This window comes from Paraburkholderia sp. J8-2 (genome assembly GCF_905220195.1).
Classification (GTDB): domain Bacteria; phylum Pseudomonadota; class Gammaproteobacteria; order Burkholderiales; family Burkholderiaceae; genus Paraburkholderia.
The window spans coordinates 151,855-176,128 of sequence record NZ_CAJMZA010000011.1; the positions used below are offsets into that span (position 1 = coordinate 151,855).

23 protein-coding genes and 1 other RNA gene are annotated in these 24,274 nt (G+C 67.4%); 10 read left to right on the forward strand and 14 right to left on the reverse strand.

The features are described 5' to 3' along the window. Positions 1–80: 80 nt before the first annotated feature. Positions 81–1,004, forward strand: coding sequence for a prolipoprotein diacylglyceryl transferase (lgt, locus tag U5A52_RS23695; protein ID WP_321912748.1), 924 nt, complete (start codon positions 81–83; stop codon positions 1,002–1,004). A 93-nt stretch (positions 1,005–1,097) separates the two neighbouring features. Here lgt and U5A52_RS23700 read toward each other — a convergent pair whose 3' ends face one another. The 5 genes from U5A52_RS23700 to U5A52_RS23720 all read right to left on the reverse strand — a co-directional run bounded on the left by U5A52_RS23700 (position 1,098) and on the right by U5A52_RS23720 (position 3,543). Further along, positions 1,098–1,832, reverse strand: a complete 735-nt coding sequence (locus U5A52_RS23700; protein WP_321936467.1) for an SIMPL domain-containing protein — start codon at positions 1,830–1,832, stop codon at positions 1,098–1,100. A 187-nt stretch (positions 1,833–2,019) separates the two neighbouring features. Next, positions 2,020–2,478 carry an EVE domain-containing protein gene (locus U5A52_RS23705; RefSeq protein ID WP_201693722.1) on the reverse strand — a complete coding sequence of 153 codons (459 nt, stop codon included), beginning with the start codon at positions 2,476–2,478 and terminating at the stop codon, positions 2,020–2,022. A 102-nt stretch (positions 2,479–2,580) separates the two neighbouring features. Further along, positions 2,581–2,762: non-coding RNA, 6S RNA (gene ssrS / locus U5A52_RS23710), on the reverse strand. 116 nt (positions 2,763–2,878) lie between these two features. Next, positions 2,879–3,193 (reverse strand): cell division protein ZapA, encoded by a 315-nt coding sequence (locus tag U5A52_RS23715; RefSeq protein ID WP_042268772.1) that lies wholly within the window; start codon positions 3,191–3,193, stop codon positions 2,879–2,881. Next, the gene (locus U5A52_RS23720; protein ID WP_321912746.1) at positions 3,190–3,543 is read right to left on the reverse strand and encodes an ATPase; all 354 of its coding nucleotides are present in this window, start codon (positions 3,541–3,543) and stop codon (positions 3,190–3,192) included. The genes U5A52_RS23715 and U5A52_RS23720 overlap by 4 nt, the downstream gene beginning before the upstream one ends. A 397-nt stretch (positions 3,544–3,940) precedes the next feature. On the opposite strand from U5A52_RS23720, the gene U5A52_RS23725 reads away from it, so the two are divergent. Genes U5A52_RS23725 through cobC form a run of 5 tightly spaced genes read left to right on the forward strand, consistent with a single transcriptional unit; the run spans position 3,941 to position 8,306 of the window. Beyond that, a complete protein-coding gene (locus tag U5A52_RS23725; RefSeq protein ID WP_321936468.1) occupies positions 3,941–4,999 on the forward strand; it encodes an iron ABC transporter permease in 1,059 nt (352 codons plus the stop codon). After that, entirely contained in the window at positions 4,996–5,841 is an 846-nt protein-coding gene (locus tag U5A52_RS23730; protein WP_321912744.1) for an ABC transporter ATP-binding protein, read from the forward strand. Before U5A52_RS23725 ends, U5A52_RS23730 begins: the two co-directional genes overlap by 4 nt. Positions 5,842–5,885: 44 nt before the next feature. Continuing rightward, on the forward strand, positions 5,886–6,947 hold the full coding sequence (cobT, locus tag U5A52_RS23735) for a nicotinate-nucleotide--dimethylbenzimidazole phosphoribosyltransferase (RefSeq protein ID WP_415765567.1): 1,062 nt from the start codon (positions 5,886–5,888) through the stop codon (positions 6,945–6,947). Between the two features lie 10 nt (positions 6,948–6,957). Further along, complete coding sequence (locus U5A52_RS23740) at positions 6,958–7,734, forward strand: adenosylcobinamide-GDP ribazoletransferase (RefSeq protein WP_321936495.1); 777 nt, start codon at positions 6,958–6,960, stop codon at positions 7,732–7,734. Next, positions 7,719–8,306, forward strand: a complete 588-nt coding sequence (cobC, locus tag U5A52_RS23745) for an alpha-ribazole phosphatase (protein WP_321936469.1) — start codon at positions 7,719–7,721, stop codon at positions 8,304–8,306. Before U5A52_RS23740 ends, cobC begins: the two co-directional genes overlap by 16 nt. A 21-nt stretch (positions 8,307–8,327) precedes the next feature. Here the strand turns inward: cobC and U5A52_RS23750 are convergent, their stop codons facing one another. The 4 genes from U5A52_RS23750 to cobU are packed head-to-tail and all read right to left on the reverse strand — an operon-like array spanning position 8,328 to position 11,743. Beyond that, positions 8,328–9,236 (reverse strand): cobalamin-binding protein, encoded by a 909-nt coding sequence (locus tag U5A52_RS23750; RefSeq protein ID WP_321936470.1) that lies wholly within the window; start codon positions 9,234–9,236, stop codon positions 8,328–8,330. Further along, the gene (cobD, locus tag U5A52_RS23755; RefSeq protein WP_321936471.1) at positions 9,236–10,261 is read right to left on the reverse strand and encodes a threonine-phosphate decarboxylase CobD; all 1,026 of its coding nucleotides are present in this window, start codon (positions 10,259–10,261) and stop codon (positions 9,236–9,238) included. Before cobD ends, U5A52_RS23750 begins: the two co-directional genes overlap by 1 nt. Beyond that, the gene (cbiB, locus tag U5A52_RS23760; RefSeq protein WP_321936496.1) at positions 10,254–11,189 is read right to left on the reverse strand and encodes an adenosylcobinamide-phosphate synthase CbiB; all 936 of its coding nucleotides are present in this window, start codon (positions 11,187–11,189) and stop codon (positions 10,254–10,256) included. The genes cobD and cbiB overlap by 8 nt, the downstream gene beginning before the upstream one ends. Continuing rightward, a complete protein-coding gene (gene cobU, locus U5A52_RS23765) occupies positions 11,189–11,743 on the reverse strand; it encodes a bifunctional adenosylcobinamide kinase/adenosylcobinamide-phosphate guanylyltransferase (RefSeq protein ID WP_321936472.1) in 555 nt (184 codons plus the stop codon). The genes cbiB and cobU overlap by 1 nt, the downstream gene beginning before the upstream one ends. A 161-nt stretch (positions 11,744–11,904) precedes the next feature. Between cobU and U5A52_RS23770 the strand changes: the two genes are divergently transcribed. Beyond that, entirely contained in the window at positions 11,905–13,428 is a 1,524-nt protein-coding gene (locus tag U5A52_RS23770; RefSeq protein ID WP_321936473.1) for a cobyric acid synthase, read from the forward strand. A 44-nt stretch (positions 13,429–13,472) separates the two neighbouring features. On the opposite strand, the gene U5A52_RS23775 is transcribed toward U5A52_RS23770, so the two are convergent. Beyond that, positions 13,473–13,892 (reverse strand): PaaI family thioesterase, encoded by a 420-nt coding sequence (locus tag U5A52_RS23775; protein WP_321912735.1) that lies wholly within the window; start codon positions 13,890–13,892, stop codon positions 13,473–13,475. A gap of 220 nt (positions 13,893–14,112) precedes the next feature. Here U5A52_RS23775 and U5A52_RS23780 point away from each other — a divergent pair, with 220 nt between their 5' ends. Continuing rightward, positions 14,113–14,751: a ParA family protein gene (locus tag U5A52_RS23780; protein ID WP_321936474.1), complete on the forward strand. Its 639-nt coding sequence runs from the start codon at positions 14,113–14,115 to the stop codon at positions 14,749–14,751. Between the two features lie 66 nt (positions 14,752–14,817). Here U5A52_RS23780 and panD read toward each other — a convergent pair whose 3' ends face one another. From panD to U5A52_RS23800, 4 genes are all read right to left on the reverse strand, one after another. Further along, positions 14,818–15,204, reverse strand: a complete 387-nt coding sequence (panD, locus tag U5A52_RS23785; protein WP_028207747.1) for an aspartate 1-decarboxylase — start codon at positions 15,202–15,204, stop codon at positions 14,818–14,820. A gap of 103 nt (positions 15,205–15,307) precedes the next feature. Next, positions 15,308–16,150 carry a pantoate--beta-alanine ligase gene (panC, locus tag U5A52_RS23790; RefSeq protein ID WP_321912730.1) on the reverse strand — a complete coding sequence of 281 codons (843 nt, stop codon included), beginning with the start codon at positions 16,148–16,150 and terminating at the stop codon, positions 15,308–15,310. Positions 16,151–16,462: 312 nt separating this feature from the next. Next, entirely contained in the window at positions 16,463–17,377 is a 915-nt protein-coding gene (locus tag U5A52_RS23795) for a ScpA family protein (protein WP_321912729.1), read from the reverse strand. After that, a complete protein-coding gene (locus tag U5A52_RS23800; RefSeq protein ID WP_069265440.1) occupies positions 17,377–17,562 on the reverse strand; it encodes a DUF3460 family protein in 186 nt (61 codons plus the stop codon). Before U5A52_RS23800 ends, U5A52_RS23795 begins: the two co-directional genes overlap by 1 nt. A gap of 363 nt (positions 17,563–17,925) precedes the next feature. Between U5A52_RS23800 and U5A52_RS23805 the strand changes: the two genes are divergently transcribed. After that, entirely contained in the window at positions 17,926–19,683 is a 1,758-nt protein-coding gene (locus tag U5A52_RS23805) for an autotransporter assembly complex protein TamA (protein WP_415774046.1), read from the forward strand. Between the two features lie 61 nt (positions 19,684–19,744). Further along, positions 19,745–24,202, forward strand: a complete 4,458-nt coding sequence (locus U5A52_RS23810; RefSeq protein ID WP_321936475.1) for a translocation/assembly module TamB domain-containing protein — start codon at positions 19,745–19,747, stop codon at positions 24,200–24,202. Positions 24,203–24,274 lie beyond the last annotated feature (72 nt).

The following is a 24,274-nucleotide window of genomic DNA, read 5'->3' on the forward strand; positions in this document are numbered from 1 at the left end:
CCCTTTGCCTGTTTAGCCAGTGGCGCGTAACTGCTTACAACCCGATTTCAACTGATATCGCCGACAAGACTTCATCCACGATGCTCATCCACCCGAACTTCGACCCCGTCGCCATTCATCTGGGGCCGCTCGCCGTGCGCTGGTACGGCCTCATGTATCTCGTCGGCTTCATTCTGGCGATCGTGATCGGCCGTCTGCGCCTGCGTCTGCCTTACGTGGCCGCCCAGGGCTGGACCGCGAAAGACATCGACGACATGCTGTTCTACGGTGTGCTCGGCACGATTCTGGGCGGGCGCCTCGGCTACGTGCTGTTCTACAAGGCGAGCTGGTATTTCGCGCATCCGCTCGACATCTTCAAGGTGTGGGAAGGCGGCATGTCGTTTCACGGCGGCTTCCTCGGCGTGACGTTCGCGATGGTTCTGTTCGCGTGGCAACGCGGCCGCACCTGGCTGCAGGTCACGGACTTCGTCGCGCCGATGGTGCCCACGGGGCTCGCCTTTGGCCGGCTCGGCAACTTCATCAACGGCGAGTTGTGGGGTCGCGTGACGTCGCCCGACTCGCCGTGGGCCATGCTGTTTCCGGGCGCTGCGAACGACGACGCCGCGTGGCTTGCCGCGCATCCGCAACTGGCCGCGCAGTGGCATCTGAACGAAGTGTTCGCGCAGTACCACCTGCTTCCGCGCCATCCTTCCGAGTTGTATGAAATCGCGCTGGAAGGCATCGCGCTTTTCATCGTGCTGATTCTTTTCGCGCGCAAGCCGCGCCCCGTTGGCGCGATTTCGGCCATGTTCCTGATCGGCTATGGTCTTGCGCGCTTCACGGTTGAATTCGCCCGCGAACCCGACGACTTCCTCGGCCTGCTCGCGCTCGGCCTTTCGATGGGCCAATGGCTCTCGCTGCCGATGATCATCGCGGGCATCGGCTTGATGGTGTGGGCGTATCGCCGCGCCAATCGAAACAAGAACGGCAACGACAGCGCGCAGGTCGCGGGCGCGAAGAGCTGACACGCGCATACGCTCCACGCGTTTTAGCCCATGAAAAAGGCCACGGTTTTTACCGTGGCCTTTTTTGCTTGCGTGTTGCTTGTATGGCGCGCGTTACTTCATCTGCACCGAGCCGGAGACATTGACCGTCACCGTGGATGTGCCGCCTTCGAGCGGCAGGGGCGACGACATCTTCGCGTCAGCCGAAGCGGCGCGCGCGCTCATCATCATCATGGGGCGCGGCATCACGCCCGAGTGCCCCACGTTCACGTCGCGAATCGTGTAGCTGTTGTAGCCGAACGCGCGCGTGGCCGAGAGGGCCTGGTCGCGAAACGAGGCGATGGCCTGGCCTTGAAGCTTTTGCTCGGCGGCACGCTGCGCTTCGGGCGACAGCGAGAACTGCACGTTGCCGACCTGCATGATCGACGAGAGGTCACCGGCGAGCTTCGACGCCGCCGCGAAATCATGCGACTCGAGCACGACTTCCGTGCGTCCGCGCCACGCGGAGATGCGCCCGTCGCGATCGGTGGAAGGGAAGATCGAGAACTGGCCCGAGTGCGCGGTCACGCCCGCGACGCCTCTTGCGCGTTGCAGCGCGGCGTCGGCGCGCTGATTGAGCGTGGCCGTGAGCGAGGCGGGATCGCTCGCTTCCTGTTCATAGAACAGCGTAATGTTGACGACGTCTTGAGGCACTTCGGCGCTGGCCTGCGCGGAAAGCGACAGCACGCCCGAGGGTTGCTGGAAACGCGCGTCGCTCTGTGCGAACGCGGCGCCCGGCGCGAGCGTCATGGCGAGGGGGAGGGCGGCTGCGAATGCGGCGGCGAGCGTGACGGCGGTTTTTCGGTTCATTGAGGCTCCTTGCAGAACTTGCGTCGCGCGCGAGCTGCTCGTGCGGCATCGTAACGCCGACGCAATGGCAACGTAACGGCAACGTAACAGCAACGAAACAACGACGTAACAGCGCGCGACTGTGCGCGATTGTGCTTGAAGTCGCGCGCGGATGCTGTGTGCGTGCCCGGTCCGCGTCAAAGCCGCATCACATCAGATGTTTCGTGATGAAGTTCCACTCGGCCGTGGTGACCGGTGTAATCGACAGGCGATTGCCTTTGGCGAGCACGCGCATGTCCGCGAGTTCCTCGTGCTCGCGCAACGCGGCCAGAGCGATCAGCGGACACTTCTTCTTGAACACGACGTCGACGAGCATCCAGCGCGGATTCTCCTGCGTCGATTTCGCGTCGTAGTAAGGGCTTTTCGGATCGAACTGCGTAGGATCGGGGTAGGCCGTGGACGACACCTGCGCGATGCCCGCGATGCCTGGCTCGGGGCAGCTCGAGTGATAGAACAGCACGCCGTCGCCTTGCTGCATGGTGTCGCGCATGAAATTGCGCGCCTGGTAGTTTCGTACGCCGGTCCAGGGCAGCGTGCGCTGCGGCGCGTTTGCGAGGTCGTCGATGCTTGCTTCGTCGGGTTCGGACTTCATCAGCCAGTAGCGCATGAGTCGAAGTTCACGTCGAAAGGGGAGAGGGGCAGGCATGCACGCGCAATTCGTGCCGCACAATGGAAAACGGCATCGGACTGTGGTCCGATGCCGTTTGAATAGGTCCCCGCCATAGCCGCTAGGCCGGCATCCTGAACCGAGGGTTCAGAATTGGTCGCAGTTAGCAGCACTTCGGGTACATCAGACTGTGTGACGCGCACGCCCGTGCTACAAATTTCCGCAACCGTGCACATGGCATTGGTTCAAGGAATATATGACCTTGGCGAACCAGGCAGGGAAGCTGACTAAACTGTTTGGCAGCTGTGTTTGGAAACACGCGTTTCTAAACAAATCAACGCTACCGATGAACAACATCATACCGCACGTTAGCTCTTACAACCGCAGCGTACTGCAGCGCTTATTGCACACCGTACTGGTGAATCACCGCGCCCAGTTGTTCATTCATTTGGCGCATTGTACGACGGATTTCTTCGGCTGGGAATGCTTCTCCGTGACGCACGCTCGTTTGCAGGCGCAGCAGTTCCGAAGCGAGCGAGAGCGCGGCCATGACGGCAATGCGATCGGTGCCGCGCACGTTGCTGTGATTGCGGATCTTCGACATTTCGGCGTCCACGCGCGCCACGGCTTCGAGCAGCGCCTGTTCCGTTTCCGGCGAACAGACGAGGCGATAGGTTTGGCCGAGTATCGTCGCTTCGATCTGCTTGGTGGTCATGCATTTTCTCCGTGGCGGGCCGCGTTGCTGTCGTCGTCGTTGCTCTGCGACGGTTCGAGCAGATCGAGCTGGTTGTCGCGCTCGTTACCAGCGCGTGCGCGTGGCAGCTTTTCGAGGATCGCGTTCAGACGCACCTGCGCATCGTCGATCTTGGCCGAGAGTGCGTCGCGCTCTGCTTGCAGCGTGGCGCGCTCTTCGCGGACCTGTTCGAGTTCGGCGCGTGTTTCGTCGCATTGCGCACGCAGCTGCGCGAGTTGCTCTTCGAGTGCGAGGCGTGCTTCGTGTTGGCGCTGATTAATCTCGATCAGCCGCCCGATGTTTTGTGAGAGTGTTTCGAGTTCGTTGAGCATGTGCTGCGTCCTCTAAAGACAGGCATTCTAGCGCGGATTAACGCGTATTTTGATGATTGTGTCGTTTCCAGACGTAACAACCCGGCTTCTTACCCGAATCAGGCACGAATCCCTCGCTACGTGTGCTGCATAGGCCGGGCGGGAACGCAATTTGCCACGGCCGCGCGCAGCGCGTCGTCTCGCTCAGGGTCCGCGCGTTATAACATCACGGATTCATGATCCATTGCCAGTGCTTTTGTGAACGGCATTTGCCATGCCGCTTTTGCCACGCTCTGCCACACATCATGCAGAATCCTTAGCGACAAAAATACTGCACGCTGTCGTGGCCTGCGATATCCCTGCTGTCTTTCTGTGTGAGTTTGATTGAAACCCGCTGCTGAGTTCCTCGATGCGTTCCATGAGCCGCGATGAGTCCCATGCTGTGCCGCCGTTGCACGCGCTGCCGCGCCGCGCGATGAGCGCACGCCGCGCGTGCATGATCTGGGGCGCGCTCGCTGCGGCCGCGCTCGCGGTGTTCGTCGCATCGCTTGCAACCGGCAGCGTGAGTGTGACGTTTGCCCAGGCGCTCGCGGCGCTCACCCCTGCGCACGGCGCCCCCGACATGGCGATTGAAATCGTGCGTACGCTGCGCTTGCCGCGCGCGTTGGCGGGCTTTGCTTGTGGCGCGCTGCTCGCGCTGGCGGGTGCGCTGTTGCAGGTGCTGTTGCGCAATCCGCTCGCGGAGCCCTATGTGCTCGGTGTTTCCGGCGGCGCTGCCGCGTTCGCGCTGGTGGCGATGATCGCGGGCGTGGCGTGGTGGGGCGTGCAGGCGAGCGCATGTGCGGGCGCGTTCGTTTCGATCCTGCTCGTGCTCGGCCTCGCGCGCCGCGAGTTGTGGCGCGGCGAGCCGCAGGACAGCTCGCCGCGGCTTTTGTTGACGGGCGCGGTGACGGCGGCAGGCTGGGGCGCGCTGATCACGCTGCTGCTCACACTCGCGCCCGACACGCGCCTGCGCGGCATGCTGTTCTGGCTCACGGGCGACCTCAATGGCGCGGGCGCGCCATGGCCTGCGCTCGTTACGCTTGGCGTGGTCCTTGCGTGCATCGTGCCGGCCGCGCCGATGCTCAACGTGTTGCTGCGCGGCGACGCCGCTGCGCAGGCGCTCGGCGTGCCGGTGTTGCGTCTGCGCGTGGGCATTTATCTTGCCGCCTCGCTCGCGGCGGCCGCCGCCGTGACGACGGGCGGCACCATCGGCTTCGTTGGGCTCGTCGTGCCCCACATGCTGCGCCTCGCGTTCGGCAACGACCAGCGCATGCTCGTGCCCGCCGCCGCGCTCGCGGGCGGCGTCGCCGTGATGGGCGCTGACCTCGTCGCGCGTACGGTGGCTGCGCCCGCGCAGTTGCCGGTGGGCGTTGTGACTGCGCTCGCGGGCGTGCCCGTTTTCCTGTGGATGCTACTCGCGAGGCGCGCACGATGAGCGGCACACTTCCACCTCTTCTCGCGGTCCACGCGCTCACGTTGCGAGCCGGCGCGCGCACGCTTGTCGAATCGCTCACGCAAAGGTTTGCCGCCGGCGAAATCTGGTGCATCGCGGGCGCGAATGGCGCGGGCAAGACTACGCTCATCGGCGCGCTCGCGGGCCTGCGCGAGCCTTCGGCGGGAAGCGTGGAAGTGGAGGGTATCGCGCTCGCACACTGGCAGCCGGTGCGCCTCGCGCAGCGCCGCGCGTTGATGCCCCAGGACCAGCGCGACGCATTCAGCGCGAGCGTGCTCGACACCGTGCTGCTCAATCGCTATCCGCATCTTTCGGGCTGGGGCTGGGAGGGCGACGCCGATCGTGCCGCCGCGCACGCTGCGCTCGCCATGCTCGGCCTCGAAGCGTTCGCCGCGCGCGATGTGCTGTCGCTCTCGGGCGGCGAGCGACAGCGCGCCGCGCTGGCAGCCGTGTTGTGTCAGGGCGCGCCGCTGCTGCTGCTCGATGAACCGCTTGCGCATCTCGACCTGCATCATCAGATTGCGTGCCTTGAAGCGCTCTCGCGCTGGGTGCGAAGTGAGGCGCGCGCCGTACTGTTTTCCTGCCACGATCTCAATCTCGCGCGGCGTTTCGCGACGCACGCGCTCCTGCTCGACGGCCGCGGCGGCTTTCACGCGGGCCCCGTGCGAGAGGTGCTCACGCCGCAGCGCGCGAGCGCTGCATTCGGCCATCCGCTCGTGCTGATACGCGAGGGCGAGCACGAGGCGCTTGTGCCCGCGCTTTCGCCAACTCTCGGATCGACTTCTTCCCTTTTGCATTCGCCGGGCGCGAACGGCGCGCACTAACGCGCCGTTCGCGCCCGCATCACTTCGAAACGAAACACACCATGATGTCATCGCTTACCGAACTGCTCGCCGTCGAACCGCTCGACATCTCGTTGCGCGACGAACTGCAACGCCTCATCGACACGAAGACCAAACCCCCCGGCAGTCTTGGCCGCCTCGAAACGCTGGCGCGCCAGCTTGGCATGATCCAGGGCACGACGCGCCCGAGCGTCGCGCGTCCCGTGATGATCGTGTTCGCGGGCGACCACGGCATTGCCGCTGAAGGCGTGAGCCCGTACCCGCAGGCCGTGACCGCGCAGATGGTCGCGAACTTCGTGGCGGGCGGCGCGGCCATCAACGCGTTCAGCGGTGTGGCAGGGCTCACGCTCGAAGTCGTCAACGCAGGCGTGGCGACGCTGCTGCCGCCGTCGCCCGCGCTCGTCGATGTGCCCATCGCGCAAGGCACACGCAACTTCGCGCGCGAGCGCGCCATGACGCGCGACGAAGCCCTCGCCGCGCTCGCGGCGGGCGCGGAGCGCGTGCGCCACCACGCGGCGCTCGGCACGAACGTGATCGGCTTTGGCGAGATGGGCATTGCGAACACGTCGTCGGCAGCGTGCCTGATGAGCCGGCTGTGCGGCGTGCCGATCGATGAATGCGTCGGGCGCGGCACGGGCCTCGACAATGCAGGCCTCGCGAAAAAGCGCAACGTGCTCGCGGCGGCGCTCGCGCATCATGCCGACGCGCGCGAGCCGCTCGACGTGCTCGCCGCGTTCGGCGGCTTTGAGATCGCGATGATGGCGGGTGCGTACCTCGAAGCGGCGCGCTCGCGCATGGCGATTCTCGTGGACGGCTTTATCGCGACCTCGGCGCTGCTCGTGGCCGACTCGCTTGCGCCAAACGTGCGCGACTACTGCGTGTTTGCGCATGCATCGAACGAAGCAGGGCACCGCCGCATGCTCGATCACTTCGGCGCGCGCGAACTGCTGACGCTCGATCTGCGTCTGGGCGAGGGAACCGGCGCGGCGCTCGCCGTGCCGCTGCTGCGCGCGGCGGTGGCGTTCCTGAACGAAATGGCGAGCTTCGAGTCGGCCGGCGTCGACGATCGCAGTGACCGACACGCCTGAGCGCCGCGCGATGAACCCGCTTGCGGAACTGCGCTATTTCTTCACGGCGTTGGGCTATTTCACGCGCGTGCCGGTGCCGCGCTGGGTTGGCTTCGAGCCTGCGTGGCTCAATGCGGCGGCGCGCTACTTTCCGCTCGTCGGCGCGTTGATCGGCGCGCTCGGGGCGCTCGTCTATCTCGCCGCCTTGCGCGTGTTTCCCGCGAGCGTGGCCGTGCTGCTGTCGATGGCGCTCACGCTGCTCGCGACGGGCGCCTTCCACGAGGACGGCCTTGCCGACTGCCTTGACGCATTCGGCGGCGCGTACACACGTGAGGACGTGCTGCGCATCATGCACGATTCACGCATCGGCGCGTTCGGTGCGATTGGGCTTGTGGTGGCGCTGGCGCTGAAGTGGCAGACGCTTGCCGCGCTGCCCCCCGCGCGCGCCGCGATGCTGATGATCGCCGGTCACGCGGCGAGCCGTGCGTGCGCGATCAGCTATCTCGTCTCGCTCGAATATGTGCGTCCCGAGGGCAAGGCCAAGCCCGTTGCGCAGCGCATGAGTGTGGCCGCGTGGCTGTGTGCGTGTGTGTTCGGCTTGCCGTGGCTGTTCTGGCCGGTGTGGGCAGGTGCGCCTGACTGGCGCGCGGGCGTTGCGACGCTCGTCGTGCTCGCCGTGCTGCGCTACGCGCTCGCGCGCTACTTCGTGCGCCGCATTGGCGGCTATACGGGCGATTGTCTCGGCTTCGCGCAGCAGGTGTTCGAGATCGCCATCTACCTTGTGGGGCTCGCATGGATCTCGTTCTGATCCGCCATCCGGCCGTGGCTGTGGACGCGGGCGTGTGCTACGGCGCGAGCGACGTGGCGCTCGCGGGCGACGCAACGCAGCAGGCGGCGCTGCTGGCCGATCGGCTTGCTGCGCTCGGCGTGCGCGAACCGCAACGGATTGAAACGAGCCCGCTCACGCGCTGCGCGAGCGTGGCGGCCGTACTTGCCGGCGTGCGCGGCCACACGCCGCAAGCCGAAGCACGCCTGGCTGAAATGGATTTCGGCGCGTGGGAGATGCAGCGCTGGGACGCAATCGAGCGCGTGCAAATCGACGCATGGGCCGCGAATTTCGAGCACGCGCGCGAACACGGCGGGGAGAGCGTTGCGCAGTTCGATGCGCGCGTGAGCGAGTGGTTCGGCGCGCTCGGGGCGCACGAGAAGTCCACCGTCTGGGCCGTGACGCATGCGGGCGTGATACGCGCGGTCACGGCGCGCGCGCTCGGCACGCCGCTCGCGCGCTGCGTGCGCTGGCCGCTGGAGATGGGCGCCATCGTCTGCCTGCGCTACGACGCTTCTAGCGCACAGTGGCTGCTTTCGCGCTGGAACGCGTAGTAAATCGCTTCGGAGATCGAATCAATGCGCCGTGGCGTCGCGCGAGCGGGCGAGGTCGAGATCCTTGCACAGTTGTGCCGCGCCCTGGGCGATGCGCGGCGCGGGGCGCGTGAGCAGATCGCCGTCGATGGCGAAGAGATCGCCGCGTGCAACAGCGGTGAGCGCGGGCCAGGCGCGCCAGCGCTCGAGGCCCGGCAGCGGGCGGTCGGGCGAAGTCGCGCCTGGCGAAGCGGTGACGATTGCCTCCGGATTGGCGGCGAGCACGGCTTCCGTGGAAACTGTCGGCACGAGTGGATCGAGCGTTGCGAACACGTTGCGGCCGCCGCACAGCGCGATCACGTCGCTGATCATGTGCGAACCGTTGATCGTCATCAGCGGCTGATCCCAGACTTCGTAGAACACACTCACGCTCGCGCGCTGCGCATAGCGTGCGCGTAGCTGCGCGATATCGCGCCGGTAGGTGCTTGCCGCAGCCTGAGCCGTGGATTCGGTGCCGAGCAACACGCCAAGGCGCGTGAGCGAGGCCGCGACATCGTCGAGCTTATGCGGCTCGCTGAAAAAGAGCGGGATGTGCAGATCGCGCAGACGATCGAGCTGTTGCTGCGCGTTGCCGTGACGCCAGACCACGATGAGATCCGGCTTGAGCGCGGCGATGCGTTCGAGGTCGAGCGCTCGATTGTCGCCTACGCGCGGCACCTTTTGTGCTTCAGGCGGGTAATCGCTGTAAGCCACGGCGCCGACCAGTTTCGTGCCGCCGCCCGCGGCATAGAGCAGCTCGGTCACGTGAGGCGCGAGGCTCACCACGCGTTGCGCGGGAGCCGCAAGGGTGACGGTGTTGCCTGTGTCGTCGATGGCGGTGACGGTTGCATTTGCGGTGCAGGGTCCGAGCGCCGCGACGGCAAGCGATAACGCGAGGATCGCCGCGCGCATCAGCCGATCGCCCGTACGGCCTGTTCGAGCGCACTTTCGAAGCGTTGCCACTCGTCTTCGGAGGCGGGCAGGCCAAAGCGCAAGCTGGCCGGCGCGTCAAAACGGCGCGTCCACACCGCGCGTCGCGCGAGCGCGTCTTGCAGCGCTGCCGCGCGCGAGTCTGTGATCCACGCGAAAAGCGGCGTGGCGTGCGGCGCGAAGCCGTGAGCGCGCAACAGCGCAACGAGGCGTGCGCTCTCGGCGGCGAGCCACACGCGCATTGCGTTTTGCCACGCACTGTCTTCGAACGCATGGGTGACGGCGTGGCGTGCGGGTCCGCTCACGGTCCATGCGCCCAGATGCGCCCGTAGCGCGGCCAGCAGCGCGGGTGCGCCGAGTGCGAAACCACAGCGCACGCCGGCGAGCCCGAAGAATTTGCCCGGCGAGCGCAGCACGACGAGTCCATCGCGATTGGTTGCGTGCGCAAGCGTTTCGGATTGCTCGTGCCCGAACGCATCGGCAAACGCTTCGTCGACGATCAACGTACCGCCGCGCGACGCGAGTTGCGCATGCCAATGCAGCAGGCGCGCGGCAGCAAGATGCGTGGCCGTCGGATTGTTGGGGTTCACCACGACGGCATGCGTGACGCTATCGGGCAGCGTGTCGTGCACGACGTCGAGCGGCACGATTTCATGCCCCGCGCGCGCGAACGCCGGCGCGTATTCGCCGTAGGTGAGCGGCGCGATCGCTACACGCGCAAGCGGCAGCAAGGCGGGCAGCGCGCGGATTGCGGCCTGGCTGCCCGCCACGGGCAGCACATGGTGAGCGTCTGGCGTGCCGTAATAGCGCGCGGCGCACGCGGCGAAGCCGTCGCCGTCGTCGGGCAGACGCCGCCATGCTGTTGGCGGCACGGGCAGCACCGGATAGCCATGCGGGTTGATGCCGGTGGAGAGATCGATCCAGGCGTCCCACGCGATGCCGTAACGCTCGGCGGCTTCGTGCAGATTGCCGCCGTGTGCGACGAGAGCGGCGGGATGCTCAGACATGGGTCGCCACGCTCACGAAGGCCAGTGCGAGCAGCGCCGCGAGCCACAGGATGGTGGTGCGCTCGACGAGCCGCAGCGCCGCATCCACGTGCTGCGCGCGCGGCGGCGAGCCCGCGCCGAGCGCCGGGCGCTCCTCCAGCGTGCCGTGATACACGGCCGCGCCGCCCAGCAGTACGTTCAGGCTGCCCGCGCCCGCCGCCATCACCGGGCCCGCGTTCGGGCTCTCCCAGCGATGCGCCTGCTCGCGCCAGCAGTGCAGCGCCTGGCGTGTGTCGCCGAGCAGCGCGTAGCTCGCGGCGGTGAGGCGCGCGGGAATCCAGTTGAGCACGTCGTCGATACGCGCGGCCGCCCAGCCAAAGCGCAGGAAGCGCGGCGTGCGGTAACCCCACATGGCGTCCAGTGTGTTGGCGAGACGGAACGCGAGCGCACCGGGGCCGCCCGCGATCGCGAACCAGAACAGCGCGCCGAAGATCGCGTCGTTGCCGTTTTCGAGCGCCGATTCGACGGCGGCGCGCGAAAGCGCTGTGGCGTCCGCGCCCGCTGTGTCGCGCGAGACGATGCGGCCCGTCAGCTCGCGCGCGGCGGCGAGGTCGCGCCGCGCCAAAGCGGCGCCGATCGGCGCGATGTGTTCGGTAAGACTACGTGCGCCGAGCGCGAACCAGAGCAGCGCGACATGCAACGCCCAGGCGAGCGGCCAGGGCAGCAGCGCGCAAAACAGCGCGGCGACGATGACGGGCGGCGCGACGGCGGCGAGCCATGCGAGCAGGCCGAGCGGACGGCCGCGGCGGCCGGTGTTCAGGCGCGCTTCGATGCGGTTCGCGTAGCGGCCGAAGGCGACGAGCGGATGTGCGCGGCGCGGCTCGCCGAGCCAGCGGTCCACGGCGACGCCGGCCACGGCGAGCGCGGCGGTAACGGGTAGCGTGAGCATCATGAGGCCCCGTGCGGCGCCTTGAGCGCGAGAGGCAGGCCCGCGACGACGAGCGTGGCGCGGTCGGCAAGCGCCGCGATGCGCTGATTGAGGCGGCCGAGTTCGTCCACGTAAAGGCGCGTGGCCGCGCCCATCGGCACGACGCCCATGCCGATCTCGTTGCTCACCACGAGCACCGTGCCTTGTGCGCGCTCGCAGGCGGCAGCGAAGGCGTCGAGGCGCTCGCGCCAGTCGGGCAGCGGCGAGTCGGAGTCGGCGGGGCACAGCAGGTTCGCGAGCCACAGCGTGAGGCAGTCGATCAGCACGCATTGGCCGGGCGCCGCCGTTGCGTCGAGCGCGAGCGCGAGATCGAGCGGCGCTTCGGCCAGCGCCCAGTGCGCGGGCCGGCGCGCGCGATGGTGGGCGATGCGCTCGGTGAATTCGATGTCGTCCGTCACGCGCGCGGTGGCGATATAGGTGACCGGCAGGCCGCTTGCGGCGGCGAGGCGTTCGGCGTGCGCGCTCTTGCCCGAGCGCGCGCCGCCGACGATGAAGGTGAGATCGCGCGAATTCATCGCGTGATTGTAACGGCTGAAGTCGGACGCACCGTCATCCGTTCGGCCAACGTCGCGCTAGGGTTCTGCAGGGCGCGGCGGGGCGATGGGATAATGCGCGTTCGCTTTCCCGTGTCTTTCAGGCCCACCGAAGGACCAACCCAGGCCCACGTATTCGCTTCATGACCGCCACGCTACCCGCCGTGCCTCGTGTACCCACCGGCACGTTGATGATCCAGGGCACGACCTCCGACGCCGGCAAGAGCACGCTCGTCGCCGGTTTGTGCCGCCTCGCGCGCCGCGCGGGCGCGCGCGTTGCGCCGTTCAAGCCGCAGAACATGGCGCTCAACAGCGCCGTGACCGTGGATGGCGGCGAGATCGGCCGCGCCCAGGCGCTGCAGGCTGTCGCTGCCGGCATCGAGGCGCACACCGACCTGAATCCGGTGCTGCTCAAGCCGAATAGCGATCTCGGCTCGCAGGTCATCATCCACGGCAAGGCGCGCATGAATCTCAACGCGCGCGCGTACCAGGACTACAAGCCGCTCGCGCGCGAGGCCGTGCTCGAATCCTATGGGCGTCTGCGCGCGCGCTACGACACGGTGTTCGTGGAAGGCGCGGGCAGTCCCGCCGAAGTCAACCTGCGCGCCAACGACATCGCGAACATGGGTTTTGCCGAGGCGGTCGATTGCCCGGTCGTGCTCGTGGCCGACATCGACCGTGGCGGCGTGTTCGCGCATCTGATCGGCACGCTGGCCTGTCTTTCGGAGAGCGAGCGCGCGCGCGTCAAAGGTTTTGTCATCAACCGTTTTCGCGGCGACCTCACACTGCTGGAACCGGGCCTCGCCTGGCTCGAGCGGCAGACGGGCAAGCCGGTGCTGGGCGTCGTGCCGTATCTGCACGGCCTCACGCTCGACGCCGAGGACATGTTGCCGGGCGCGGCCCACAGCGGCGCGCAGGCCGAGGGCGAGACGCTGCGCGTCGTCGTGCCGGCGCTGCCGCACATCAGCAACCACACCGACTTCGACGCGCTGCGCGCCCACCCGCAGGTCGATTTCACGTATGTGCGCACGGGCGAAGCGCCTCCCGCCGCCGATCTCGTGATCCTGCCGGGATCGAAGAACGTGCGCGACGACCTCGCGTGGCTGCGCGCCCAGGGCTGGGAGACGGCGCTTGCGCGGCATCTGCGGTATGGCGGGCGCGTCATCGGCATTTGCGGCGGCATGCAGATGCTCGGGCGCGCGATTGCCGATCCGCATGGCGTGGAGGGCGAGCCAGGCGCGGTTGAGGGCTTCGGCTGGCTCGACTACGAGACCGTGCTCACGCGCGAGAAGACGCTGAAGAACGTGACAGGCGCGCTCGCGCTGGAAGGCGCGCACGCGGCGCTTGCCCGCGTGGCGGGCTACGAAATTCATATGGGCGAGACGCACGGGCCGGCGCTCGATTTCCCGGCGCTGAGGCTTGCCGTGGGCGCCGAGGGGGCGACGCGCCCGGACGGCGCGCGTTCGGCGGACGGCCAGATTCTCGCCACCTACGTGCACGGTCTCTTCGACACGCCCGAGGCGTGTGCGGCGCTCGTGCGCTGGGCGGGGCTTGCGCAGGCGCGCACGGTGGACTACCCGGCGCTGCGCGAGGCGTCGCTGGAGCGGCTGGCGGATACGCTCGCGGCGAGCCTCGATCTGGAGAAGGTGTTCGGCGTGATCGGCTGAAAGCGCGGCTAAAAGCAGTGCGGCTAAAAGCGCGGCCGACCGGCTCAGTAAAGCACCATCTGCGTACAGCGGAACAGCGCGATGGTCTTGCCGTCCGGGCCCTTCACCGTGGCGTCCCAGACCTGCGTGCTGCGCCCGAGGTGCACGCCCGTCGCGACAGCCGAGATCGTGCCTTCGCGCGCGGTGCCGAGATGGTTGCTCTTGATCTCGATGGTCGTGAAGTTCTTCGCGTTGGGCGGAAGGTGGGCGAGGCAGGCGTAGCCGCAGGCCGTATCGGCGAGCCCGATCACCGTGGCGGCGTGCAGGAAGCCATTCGGGGCGAGCAGGTCGCTGCGCACGTCGAGTTCGGCGCGCAGCAGGCCTTGCTCGAGGGCGATCGGACGAAAGCCCAGCAGATCGGGCAGGCGGCCGCGTTGCCGTTCGAGCAGGGTTTCGATCGTGACGTCGTGGCGTAGCGTACTCATGGTCGGTCAGTCTCCGTATTTGATATGAACAATGCGGTGAACAATGCGGGTGCGCGCACGTGGGGGACTTCGGCGGCGCGCAATTTGCCGATATTATCGGACGGTTGATTCGGGGCGCTCGCTCGTTCGCAAGTCGCCTCGCCAGGTATCGAACAAGGCATCAGGCAAAAATCACGGCAATCCGGCTGGCGAGGCGCCAGCCATCCTGACGGGAGCATTCATGACGGTAATCGTGGTGGCGAATCCCAAGGGCGGCGTGGGGAAGAGCACGCTGTCCACCAATCTGGCCGGCTATTTCGCCGCACAAGGCGAGTGGGTCGCGCTCGCGGACCTCGACCGGCAGCAGTCTTCGCACGCCTGGCTAGATCTGCGGCCCGCGACGCTGCCGGCCATCGAAAGCTGGCAGGTCGATCTGGACAACCCGGCGAAGCCGCCCAAGGGCCTCGAGCACGCAGTTATCGACACGCCCGCTGGCCTGCACGGCAACCGGCTCCAGGCGATCATCGAGCTGGCCGACAAGGTGATCGTGCCGCTGCAGCCTTCGATGTTCGACATTCTCGCCACCCAGGACTTCCTGAATCGCCTCGCCAAGGAAAAAGCCGTGCGCAAGGGCGCGATCCAGGTGGGCGTGGTGGGCATGCGGGTCGATGCGCGCACGCGCTCGGCCGAGCAGCTGCAGCGCTTTGTCGAGGGGTTGGAGTTGCCGGTGCTCGGCTATCTGCGCGACACGCAGAACTACGTGCAGCTCGCCGCGCACGGCCTCACGCTCTGGGACGTCGCGAAGAGCCGGGTCGAGAAGGACCTCGACCAGTGGCAGTCGATTATCGGCTGGGTGGACGGCAAACCAGCCGGCAAATGAGCGGGCAACCCAGTGCGCAACGGCGGCGGCGCGGGCCGCGTGCGCCGCGCCGGCCGTACTCGCGTGTCAGCTCCAGCTTTGCGTGGGCACGTGGTCGCGGCTGCCCTTGATGCGGTTGTTCTCGTCCACGAACACGAGGTCCGGCTTCCAGCCGGCCTTCAGCTCTTCCTCTTCCACGTTCGCGAAGGCCGCGATGATCACGAGGTCGCCCAGTTGCGCGCGGCGCGCGGCCGAGCCGTTCAGCGAGATCATGCCGCTGCCGCGTTCGCCCTTGATCGCGTAGGTCGTGAAGCGCTCGCCGTTGTTGATGTTCCAGATGTCGATGCGCTCGTTTTCGACGATGTTCGCCGCTTCGAGCAGGTTTTCGTCGATGGCGCACGAGCCTTCGTAGTGCAGTTCGCAGTGCGTGACCGCGACGCGGTGGATCTTCGACTTCAGCATATGGCGTTGCATGGAGGGTCTCCTCAGGCGAGCGGGCGCGCGGCCCGCCGCGGGTAAGCGGAATCTGGCGGAATCGGATGAGCGCGGCGGCGGCGCGGCCGTCCCGCGCGCGTCGTCAGATTTCGAGGTTGTCGATGAGGCGCGTGGCGCCCAGCTTCGCCGCGGCCAGCACGACGAGCGGTGACTCCGCGTCGCCGGCTACGCCCGGCGCGGGCGGCAGCAGGTTCGCGCGCTTGCGGATCGCGATGTAGTCGGGCTTCCAGCCACGGGCGGCGAGCGTGGCCATGGCGTCGAGTTCGAGCTGCTGGAAGTCGCGGCGGCCCGACAGCACCGACTCGCGGATCGCGCGCAACACGCCCGCCAGTTGCGGCGCCTCGGCGCGCTCGGCCTCGGTCAGGTAGCGATTGCGCGAGCTGAGCGCGAGGCCGTCGGCGTCGCGCACCGTTTCGGCGGCGACCACTTCGGTCGGCAGCGCGAACTGGTTGCACATCGCGCGCACGATCATGAGCTGCTGGTAGTCCTTCTTGCCGAACACGGCCACGCGCGGCTGCACGCACGACATCAGCTTCATGACGACCGTGCACACGCCCTCGAAGAATCCGGGGCGGAATTCGCCTTCCAGAATATCGCCGAGGTCGTGCGGCGGGCGCACGCGATATTCCTGCGGCTGCGGATACATGTCGCGCTCGGTGGGCGCGAACAGCACGTAGACGTTTTCCTTCTGCAGCTTCTCGATGTCGTCCTGGAGCGTGCGCGGGTACTTGTCGAAGTCCTCGTTCGGGCCGAACTGCAGCCGGTTGACGAAGATGCTCGCCACGACCGGGTCGCCGTGCTGGCGCGCGAGGCGCATCAGCGAGAGATGGCCTTCGTGCAGGTTGCCCATGGTCGGCACGAATGCAGTGCGGTTTTGGCCGCGCAACTGGTCGCGCAATTCCTGAATCGAGCTAATGACTTTCATGATCGGATGCTTTATGCCTCGCGCGGGGCAAGACTTGGGTGGCACGGCCGCAAGCCAGAGACCCGGACGAAGGGCCGCGAGCGGACGTCGCGCGCCCGGTCCGCGCAGGTGGCGCGGCAAGTATGACGTGTGCCCCGTATATGGGACGAGACCGGGCAGGCGCGGGCGATTGTAGTGGATTTGTGAATGCCGCGCACCCGCCTCGGATAGGGGGTTTGTCCTGGCGTTCCGCTGTGCGGTCCGGGCGGCTGCCCCGCGTGATGCGATCCTGTTTATTGTCCCGGCGCGCGCCCGGAAAACATCGGGGATAGATCAGGCGGGCAAATACGCGAGCCGCACGTAAATCGGCGCGAACGGCTCGGGCTGGGTGATCTCGATGAGCGACTCGCGCGAAAGCTCCAGCATGGCGATGAAGTTCACGACCACGACGGGCACGCCGCGCGTGGTGTCGAAAAGCTCGGAGAACTCCATGAATCGCTCGCCCTGGAGTTTGCGCAGGATGATGCTCATGTGCTCGCGCACCGAGAGCTCCTCGCGCGAGATCTTGTGATGCTGGACGAGCTTTGCGCGCTTGATGACGTCGGCCCACGCGGCGCGCAGGTCGTTGCTGTCCACGTCGGGAAAGCGCGGCGTGATGCTCTGCTCGATATACACCTCGGCGCGCAGGAAGTCGCGGCCGAGCTGCGGCAACTGGTCGAGGCGCTGGGCGGCGAGCTTCATCTGCTCGTATTCGAGCAGGCGGCGCACGAGTTCGGCGCGCGGGTCCTCGGCTTCCTCGCCGGTGTCGGCCTTCTTGACCGGCAGCAGCATGCGCGACTTGATCTCGATGAGCATGGCCGCCATCAGCAGATATTCGGCCGCGAGTTCGAGGTTGGTCTTGCGCAGTTGCTCGACGTAGCCGAGGTACTGGGTCGTGACCTCCGCCATCGGAATATCGAGGACGTTGAAGTTCTGCTTGCGGATCAGGTACAGCAGCAGGTCGAGCGGGCCTTCGAAGGTTTCGAGGAAAACTTCGAGCGCGTCCGGCGGGATGTAGAGGTCCTGCGGGAGCTTGAAGAGCGGCTCGCCGTAAAGGCGTGCGAACGCAACGCCGTCGACCGTGTCGGGCGTCGAGTCGGTCGCGGGTGTGGTCAGCGCCTCACCGGGCGTTTGCCCGGGCGCGTGGCCCGCGTGACTGGCCGCGTGCTCGCCTGCTGGCGGCGCGCCGGCCCCGTCGGCCTCGGCCATCAGAAGTTCTGGTAGTAGACGTAGGACGTTTGCTTCACGCGCGAAGCCTGCTGGCGCTCGCGCTCGTCGAGGTCGATCGGCTGCTTGTCCCACAGGAGCGCGCGGCCCTTGCGTTGCTGTTCTTCGAGCTGCGGCTTTTGCTGCTTGAGCTGGTTGATGAACTGCGTGATGTCCGACTGATACATGGCTGACGTCCGTCCAGTAAGGCGGGGCGCCTGATTGCGCCGCGCCGCTAATTCTGTCGGCGGCAATTTTACCGCAAGCCAACGCCGCGGAACATCCGCACCGACTTTCGTGCTCCGCTACCTTTGCGGTGGTCTTGCCGCGCCTTTGCGCCTCCTCCTGGGGTTTTTACGCGCCGATGTGGTGAAATAACGCGTTTGCGCCCCGTTGCCGCCCCCCGTGCCCTGCGCGCGAGCGGCGCAACCGGCGCCAACCAGTTCTACGACGGCCGGAGGTGGCGTTTGGCGGGATGGGTGATCGATGCATTGTGCGCACGGCGGCGCCCCTCGCGGGCGGCGCGGCCACGGCTCGCCGCATGCCTGTTCATGTGCCTCGCCGTGTTCTCTGCCGTCGCGCCGCCCGCCCGGGCCGACATCCTGACTACCCTCCTGCCGTGGATGCGCCCGCGCACCTACTACGACGTCGACATCCAGGCCACTCCGCGCGATCTGCGCAAGCTCCTCGAGACGCACCTCGACATTGCGCGCTTTGCCACGCGCGCCGACGTGAACGAGGACCAGTTCGAGTTCCTCGTGACCGCGACGCCGCAGCAGGTGCGCGACCTTGCCTCGACCGCGGGCTATTTCACGCCGGTCGTGCGTACCGACGTGCGCACGATCGACGGCAGGCGGCACGTGCGGGTGAGCGTCGACCCGGGGCCGCGCACGACGATTTCGTCGGTGAAGCTCGTTTTTCGCGGTCCCGTGCTCACGGAAGACCCGGCACAGGAGAATACGGCGCGTTTCGCGTTCTCGCTGCACGACGGCGACGCCTTTACGCAGTCAGGCTGGGACGATGCCAAGAACGCCTCGCTCAAGGCGCTGCAGGCGCGCCGCTACCTCGGCGCCAAGATCGTCTTTTCGGAGGCGCGCGTCGATCCGCTGCGGCATGACGCGCAACTTTCCGTAACCTTCGACAGCGGGCCGACCTTCACGCTGGGCAAGCTCGACGTCTCCGGCCCGCAGCGGTATCCGGGCTACATCATCGACAACGTGAATCCGCTCTCGCCAGGCGAAATCTACGACCTGAACCGCGTGGCCGAACTGCAGCGCCAGGTGCAGAACACGCCTTACTACGCGAGCGTGGCGATCGACGTCGACGCCAACACGCAAAAACCGGTCGATACGACCGTGCACGTAAAGGTGAGCGAGTTCCCGTACAACAACTTTCGCGGTGGCGTAGGTTATTCGACTGACACCGGCGCGCACGTCCAGGGCTCCTATACGTACCTGAATACGTTCGGGGCGGCGTGGCCGTTCCAGGTGCAGGGGCGGCTCGACCAGATCCAGAAGTTCGGCCAGGTCCAGCTTTCGATGCCGCCGGGCCCGCGCGCCTGGACCAACAGCCTCGTCGCTTCCTACACGACCACCGATGTCTCGAACACGAACATCTATAGCGCGCGGGTCGGGGTGCAGCGCACGCGCACGTCGCAGAACATCGACTACGCCTACGCGCTGATGTTCTACGACGATCGCCTCACACAGAACGTGGGGCCGTCGTCGCGGGCCTATGCGCTCGTGCCGACCTGGGGCTGGACGCGCCGCAACGTCGACGACCCGCTCTTTCCGCGCTCGGGCAACATCATCCGCATGGAGGCGGGCCTCGCGCTCAAGAACGTGGGCGCCGAACAAAGCTTCCTGCGCGCCTACATGCGCGGCCAGCAATACCTGCCGATCGGCCACAGCGACATCATGGTGTTCCGCGCGGAACTGGGCGGCGTGTTCACGAGCGGCCCGTCGAGCGGCATCCCCGCGTCGCTGCTGTTCCGTGCGGGCGGCTCGAACTCGGTGCGCGGCTACTCGTTCCAGAGCATCGGCAACGACCAGTCGGGCTCGATCCTGCCAACCAAGTATCTCGTCACCGGGTCGGCGGAGTACCAGCACTGGTTCAGCCACGACTGGGGCGGCGCGGCGTTCTTCGACGTCGGCACGGCCACCGACACCTGGGGCGAAAAGGATTTCGACCCGGGCGCGGGTATCGGCGCGCGCTGGCGCAGTCCCGTCGGGCCGGTCAATCTCGATCTCGCTTATGGTTTTCGCACTCACAGCGTGCGGCCGTACCTGACACTCGGGATCGCCTTCTGATGATGACGCGCTCGCTGCTCCGTTTCGCCACGACCCCTGCGCCGCACGGCGAGGTGGCCGCATGAGCGCGCGTCGTTTCGCGGCTTCGGCGTGGCTGCCCGCCACATTCGCGGTGCCGCCGGAGGAGGCGGGGCGCAGCCCGGATGATGATGCGCGCGCTCAGCCCAGTGGCGACGGTGGCGACGGCGGGCGTGGCGCGGGCGCGGGCGGGGACGCCGGTGCGCCGCCGCCGCGCCGCGGGCCGCGGCTCTGGAAGGCGCTCGCCTGGGCGATCGTCGTGCCGGTGCTGCTGGTCGGGCTGGTCGCCGGCTTGCTCTATGGCGTGCTGACCACCGAGCGCGGCACGGCCTACGCGTGGCGCGCGGCCGTCAAGCTGCTCGACGGCAAGCTGGCGGGCACGCTCGAAGGCGGCACGCTCGCGAGCGGTGTGCGCTTTTCCAACGTGAGCTGGCGCGGCACGGACGGCACCACGCTCAAGGTCGACCGCATTGGCGGCCAATGGGAGCTGCATGGCTTCGGCCAGAAGCCCTGGCGCTTCGTGGTGGACTATCTGCATGCTGGCGACATCGAGATGCGCATCGTGCCGTCGCACGAGCCTTCTTCGCCCGTGAAGCTGCCTGAGAATCTGCAACTGCCGCTCGGGCTCGAGATCCGCGATTTGCAGGTGGACAAGCTCACGATCCACGAAGGCACCTCCACCAACGAGTTCTCGCGGTTCCAGTTCCACGGACGCAGTGACGGCCGCCATCACGAGGCCGCCATCGAGCGCCTCGACACGCCTTTTGGCGCGGTGAACGCGCGGGCGAAGCTCGATGGCGTGCGGCCGTTCGCGCTCACGGGCGACCTGGGCTACGCCGGCAAGGTGAACGGCGAGGACGTGCAGGTCAGCGCCAATCTCGCCGGCTCGCTCGAAGCGCTCACGGCCGACGTCGAGGCGAGCGGCATGAAGCTCACGGGCCGCGCACATGTGGAGGCAACGCCGTTCGCTTCCGTGCCGCTGCAACGCGCAACGCTCGCATTCGATCACGTCAATCCGCAGGCGTTCGCGCCGGGCGCGCCGTTCGCCGACCTCGCGGTGCGTGCGCAGTTGCAGCCGGTGCCGGGTGGCGCTGCGGGCGTGCCGGCGGCGCTCGCGGCGGCGGCATCGGGCGCAGCGTCGGCCTCGGCGGTGACGCCGGCATCCGTTCCGGCGTTGGCGTCGGCGCCAAAAGGCCGAGCGAAGCACCACGCCGTGGAGTCCGATGCGGCCGGCTTCACGGTGGCGGGGGCGGTCTCGATCGTCAACGCGAAGCCGGGCGCCATCGACGAAAAGCTGTTGCCGCTCATCGACGCGCACGCCGATGTCGTGCTCGATGCAAAGACGCAGCGCATACCGAAGCTCGCCGTGCGCCTCGTGAAGAACGCGACGATCACCGGCGGCGGCACGATCAGCGGGCGCGACGGACGCTTCGATCTGAAGGTGGCCGGGCTCGACCTCAACGCAATCGAGTCGAGCGTGCGAGCCACGCAATTCGCGGGGCCGATTGGCGTGCGGCTGAACGGCGACGTGCAGAGCGTCACGCTCGATCTCGTCGATCCGAAGGCGGCGCTGCGCGTGCAGGGCAAGGTCACGCAGGACCCCGCGCGCCTGTCGCTCAACGACGTGCGGCTGACTTCGGGTGCGGGGCGCATCGACCTTTCGGGCGCGCTCAAGCACGACGCCAGCTCCACGTATCAACTCAAGGCGGTGCTGACCAATTTCGATCCGTTGTCGCTCACGCCGCAAACACCGGCGCGCACGGCCGCGAAGTCACCCGCCCCGGCCGCGCGGGCGCGGCCCACGCCTGGGGCTCATCCCGCGACCCAGCCCGCCGCCGACGCGCTCAACCCGCAACGCAATCTCGCGCTCAATCCGGCGCTGAACCCCTCGCTCAATCCTGCGCAGTCCGGCGAGCAGGCCGCCGAGCAAAAGCGCGTGGAGAACGCGAAAGAGACTCAGCCGGGCGGGGCGGCCCCGCCCGAGGCGCGACCCAGACCCGCCACGCGACCCGCCGGCCGGCCGATCGAGGCGCGCGTGAACGGCACACTCAACGCGAGCGGCACGCTCGCGCCTGCTTTCACGACGAGGGCCGAGTTCAAGCTCGGCCCGAGCGTCTACGACGACCTGCCGCTCACGGGCGAGGGCCTCATTCAGCTGGCGGGCTCGCGCATTCTGCCAAGCCGCGCGAACCTCTCTATTGCGGGCAATACCGTCGATCTGCAAGGCAGCTTCGGCGCGCGCGGCGACCGCCTGCGCTTTCGCGTGGATGCGCCGCAGCTCGACCGGCTCGGCTTCGGCATAGCGGGCCAGCTCGCGGCGAACGGCGACGTGACCGGCACCTTCGCGCATCCCGACGTCTCGCTCGACTACAAGGCCGACCACGTGGTGTTCGGCGACAACCGCGTCGGCCATGCCGAGGGCCATGCGCTCGCGCGCGACGGCGCGAACGGCGCGCTCGCCTTCAGCACCGACGCGAGCGAGATTGCCGTGGCCGGCGTCGATATCACGACGCTCACCGCGCGCCTCGACGGTACGCGCGCGAAGCACACGCTTACCGCGAGCGCGAAGGGCAAGGTGCAGGGCCAGCCGATCGACTTTGTGGTGGCGGCAAACGGCGGCCTTCAGGACACGCGCGAGGGCTCGCGCTGGAACGGCACGCTCACGCAGCTCGAGAACCGCGGCGTGCCGGGTGTGAAGCTGCAATCGCCGCTGACGGTGAGCGCGGGCCCCGGCAAGGTCACGCTTGGCGCGACACGCCTCGTGGGCGAAGGCGCGACGCTCGACCTGAAAGGGTTCGACCTCGACCATGGCCGCATTCGCTCGGCGGGTACGCTCACCGGCGTGTCGCTTGCGCGCATCATGCAGATCCGGCAGCAGTTCACGGGCGTGCCGTCCACGCTCAGGACCGACCTGATCTTCGACGGCGACTGGGACTTCTCGCTCGGCCAGACGGCCACGGGCTATGTGCAGATCAAGCGCCGCTCGGGCGACATCACGACCGAAGTCGGCCGCGGCTTTGCCTCGCTCGGCGTGGGCGACCTCAACGTGCGCGCCGCCTTCAGCGGCGGCAACCGCCTCACGCTCACGGCGCATGCGCTGGCGAGCCGCGTGGGCACGCTCGACATCGACGCCTACACGACGCTCGCGCCGCGCGACGGCATTCTCACCGTCACGGACGAAGCGCCGATTGGCGGCACCATCAACGCGAACGTGCCCTCGCTCAGGAACACGGGCGGCATGTTAGGCCCGACCTATCTGCTCGACGGCCACCTCGCGTTGCAACTCGCGCTCGGCGGTACGGTCGCGAAGCCGAATCTCACGGGCTCGCTGGTCGGCGACGGGCTGTCGGCCACCGTGGTCGATCAGGGCGTGGAGTTGAAGGACGGTGTGATCCGCATCGTGCTTTCGCAGAACCTCGTCGACTTCCAGCAGGTGGAGTTCCACGGCGCGACGAGCGGCACGCTGCGCGCAACGGGCCGCGTGCGTCTGGACAACGCCGAACCCGATCTGACGGCGAGCATCGTCGCGGACAAGCTCGAACTGTTTGCTTCGCCCGACCGCAAGATGTCGCTCTCCGGCAGCGCGAGCATCGCCAACGGCGGCCATCTCGGCGGCATGCAGATCGACGGCAAGTTCACCGTCGATCACGCGCTATTCGACATGCCCGAGTTGCCCGCACCGTCGCTCGGCGACGACGTCGTGATCGTGCGCCCCGACGGCACGACGGTAGGCGGCAGGCCGCCCATCGAAGAAACGGCGTCGACCAAGCCCGCGCCGCGCTTTGCGCCGCGCGCGAACGTCGAGATCGACCTTGGCCACGACTTCCGCTTCCGCGGCCAGGGCGCCGATCTGGGGCTGGCAGGCCTGATCTCGGTCAACAGCGCGCCGGACGTGCCGCTGCGCGCGGTCGGCAACGTGCGCGTGACCGAAGGCTCCTCGTACACCGCGTTCGGCACCAAGCTCAATATCGAGAACGGCTTTTTCACGTTCAACGGGCCAGTCGGCAATCCGGGCATCAACATTCTGGCCATGCGCCGCAACCAGCAGGTCGAGGCGGGCGTGCAGGTGACGGGCACGGTTCAGGCGCCGGTGGTCAAGCTCGTTTCCGAGCCGAACGTGCCCGACAACGAAAAGCTCTCCTGGCTGCTGTTCGGGCACGGCACCGACCAGGGCAACAACCTGGGCCAGCAGAACGCCATGACGACGGCGCTCGCGTTGCTTGGCAGCGCCCAGGGCAAACGCATCGCGCAAAGTATCGGCCTCGACGAATTTTCTATCGGGCGCAGCGAGGTGGGCCTGACCGACCCCGAAGTCGTGATGATCGCGAAGGTCATCAACCAGCGGCTCGTGATCGGCTATGAACAGGGCCTGCAGTCGGCTTCGAACGCGGTGAAGGCCACGATCAACCTCTCGCGCTACTGGTCGCTGGTGGTGTATGGCGGGACATTCAATGGCGCCGATATTCTTTATACGCGGCGTTTCGATCGAATTCGCTGGTAGCGAGATTACCAATCAACAGCAAAAAAAAAGCACACCTGAGAGGTGTGCTTTTTTTCGCGTGTAGCGCAACGC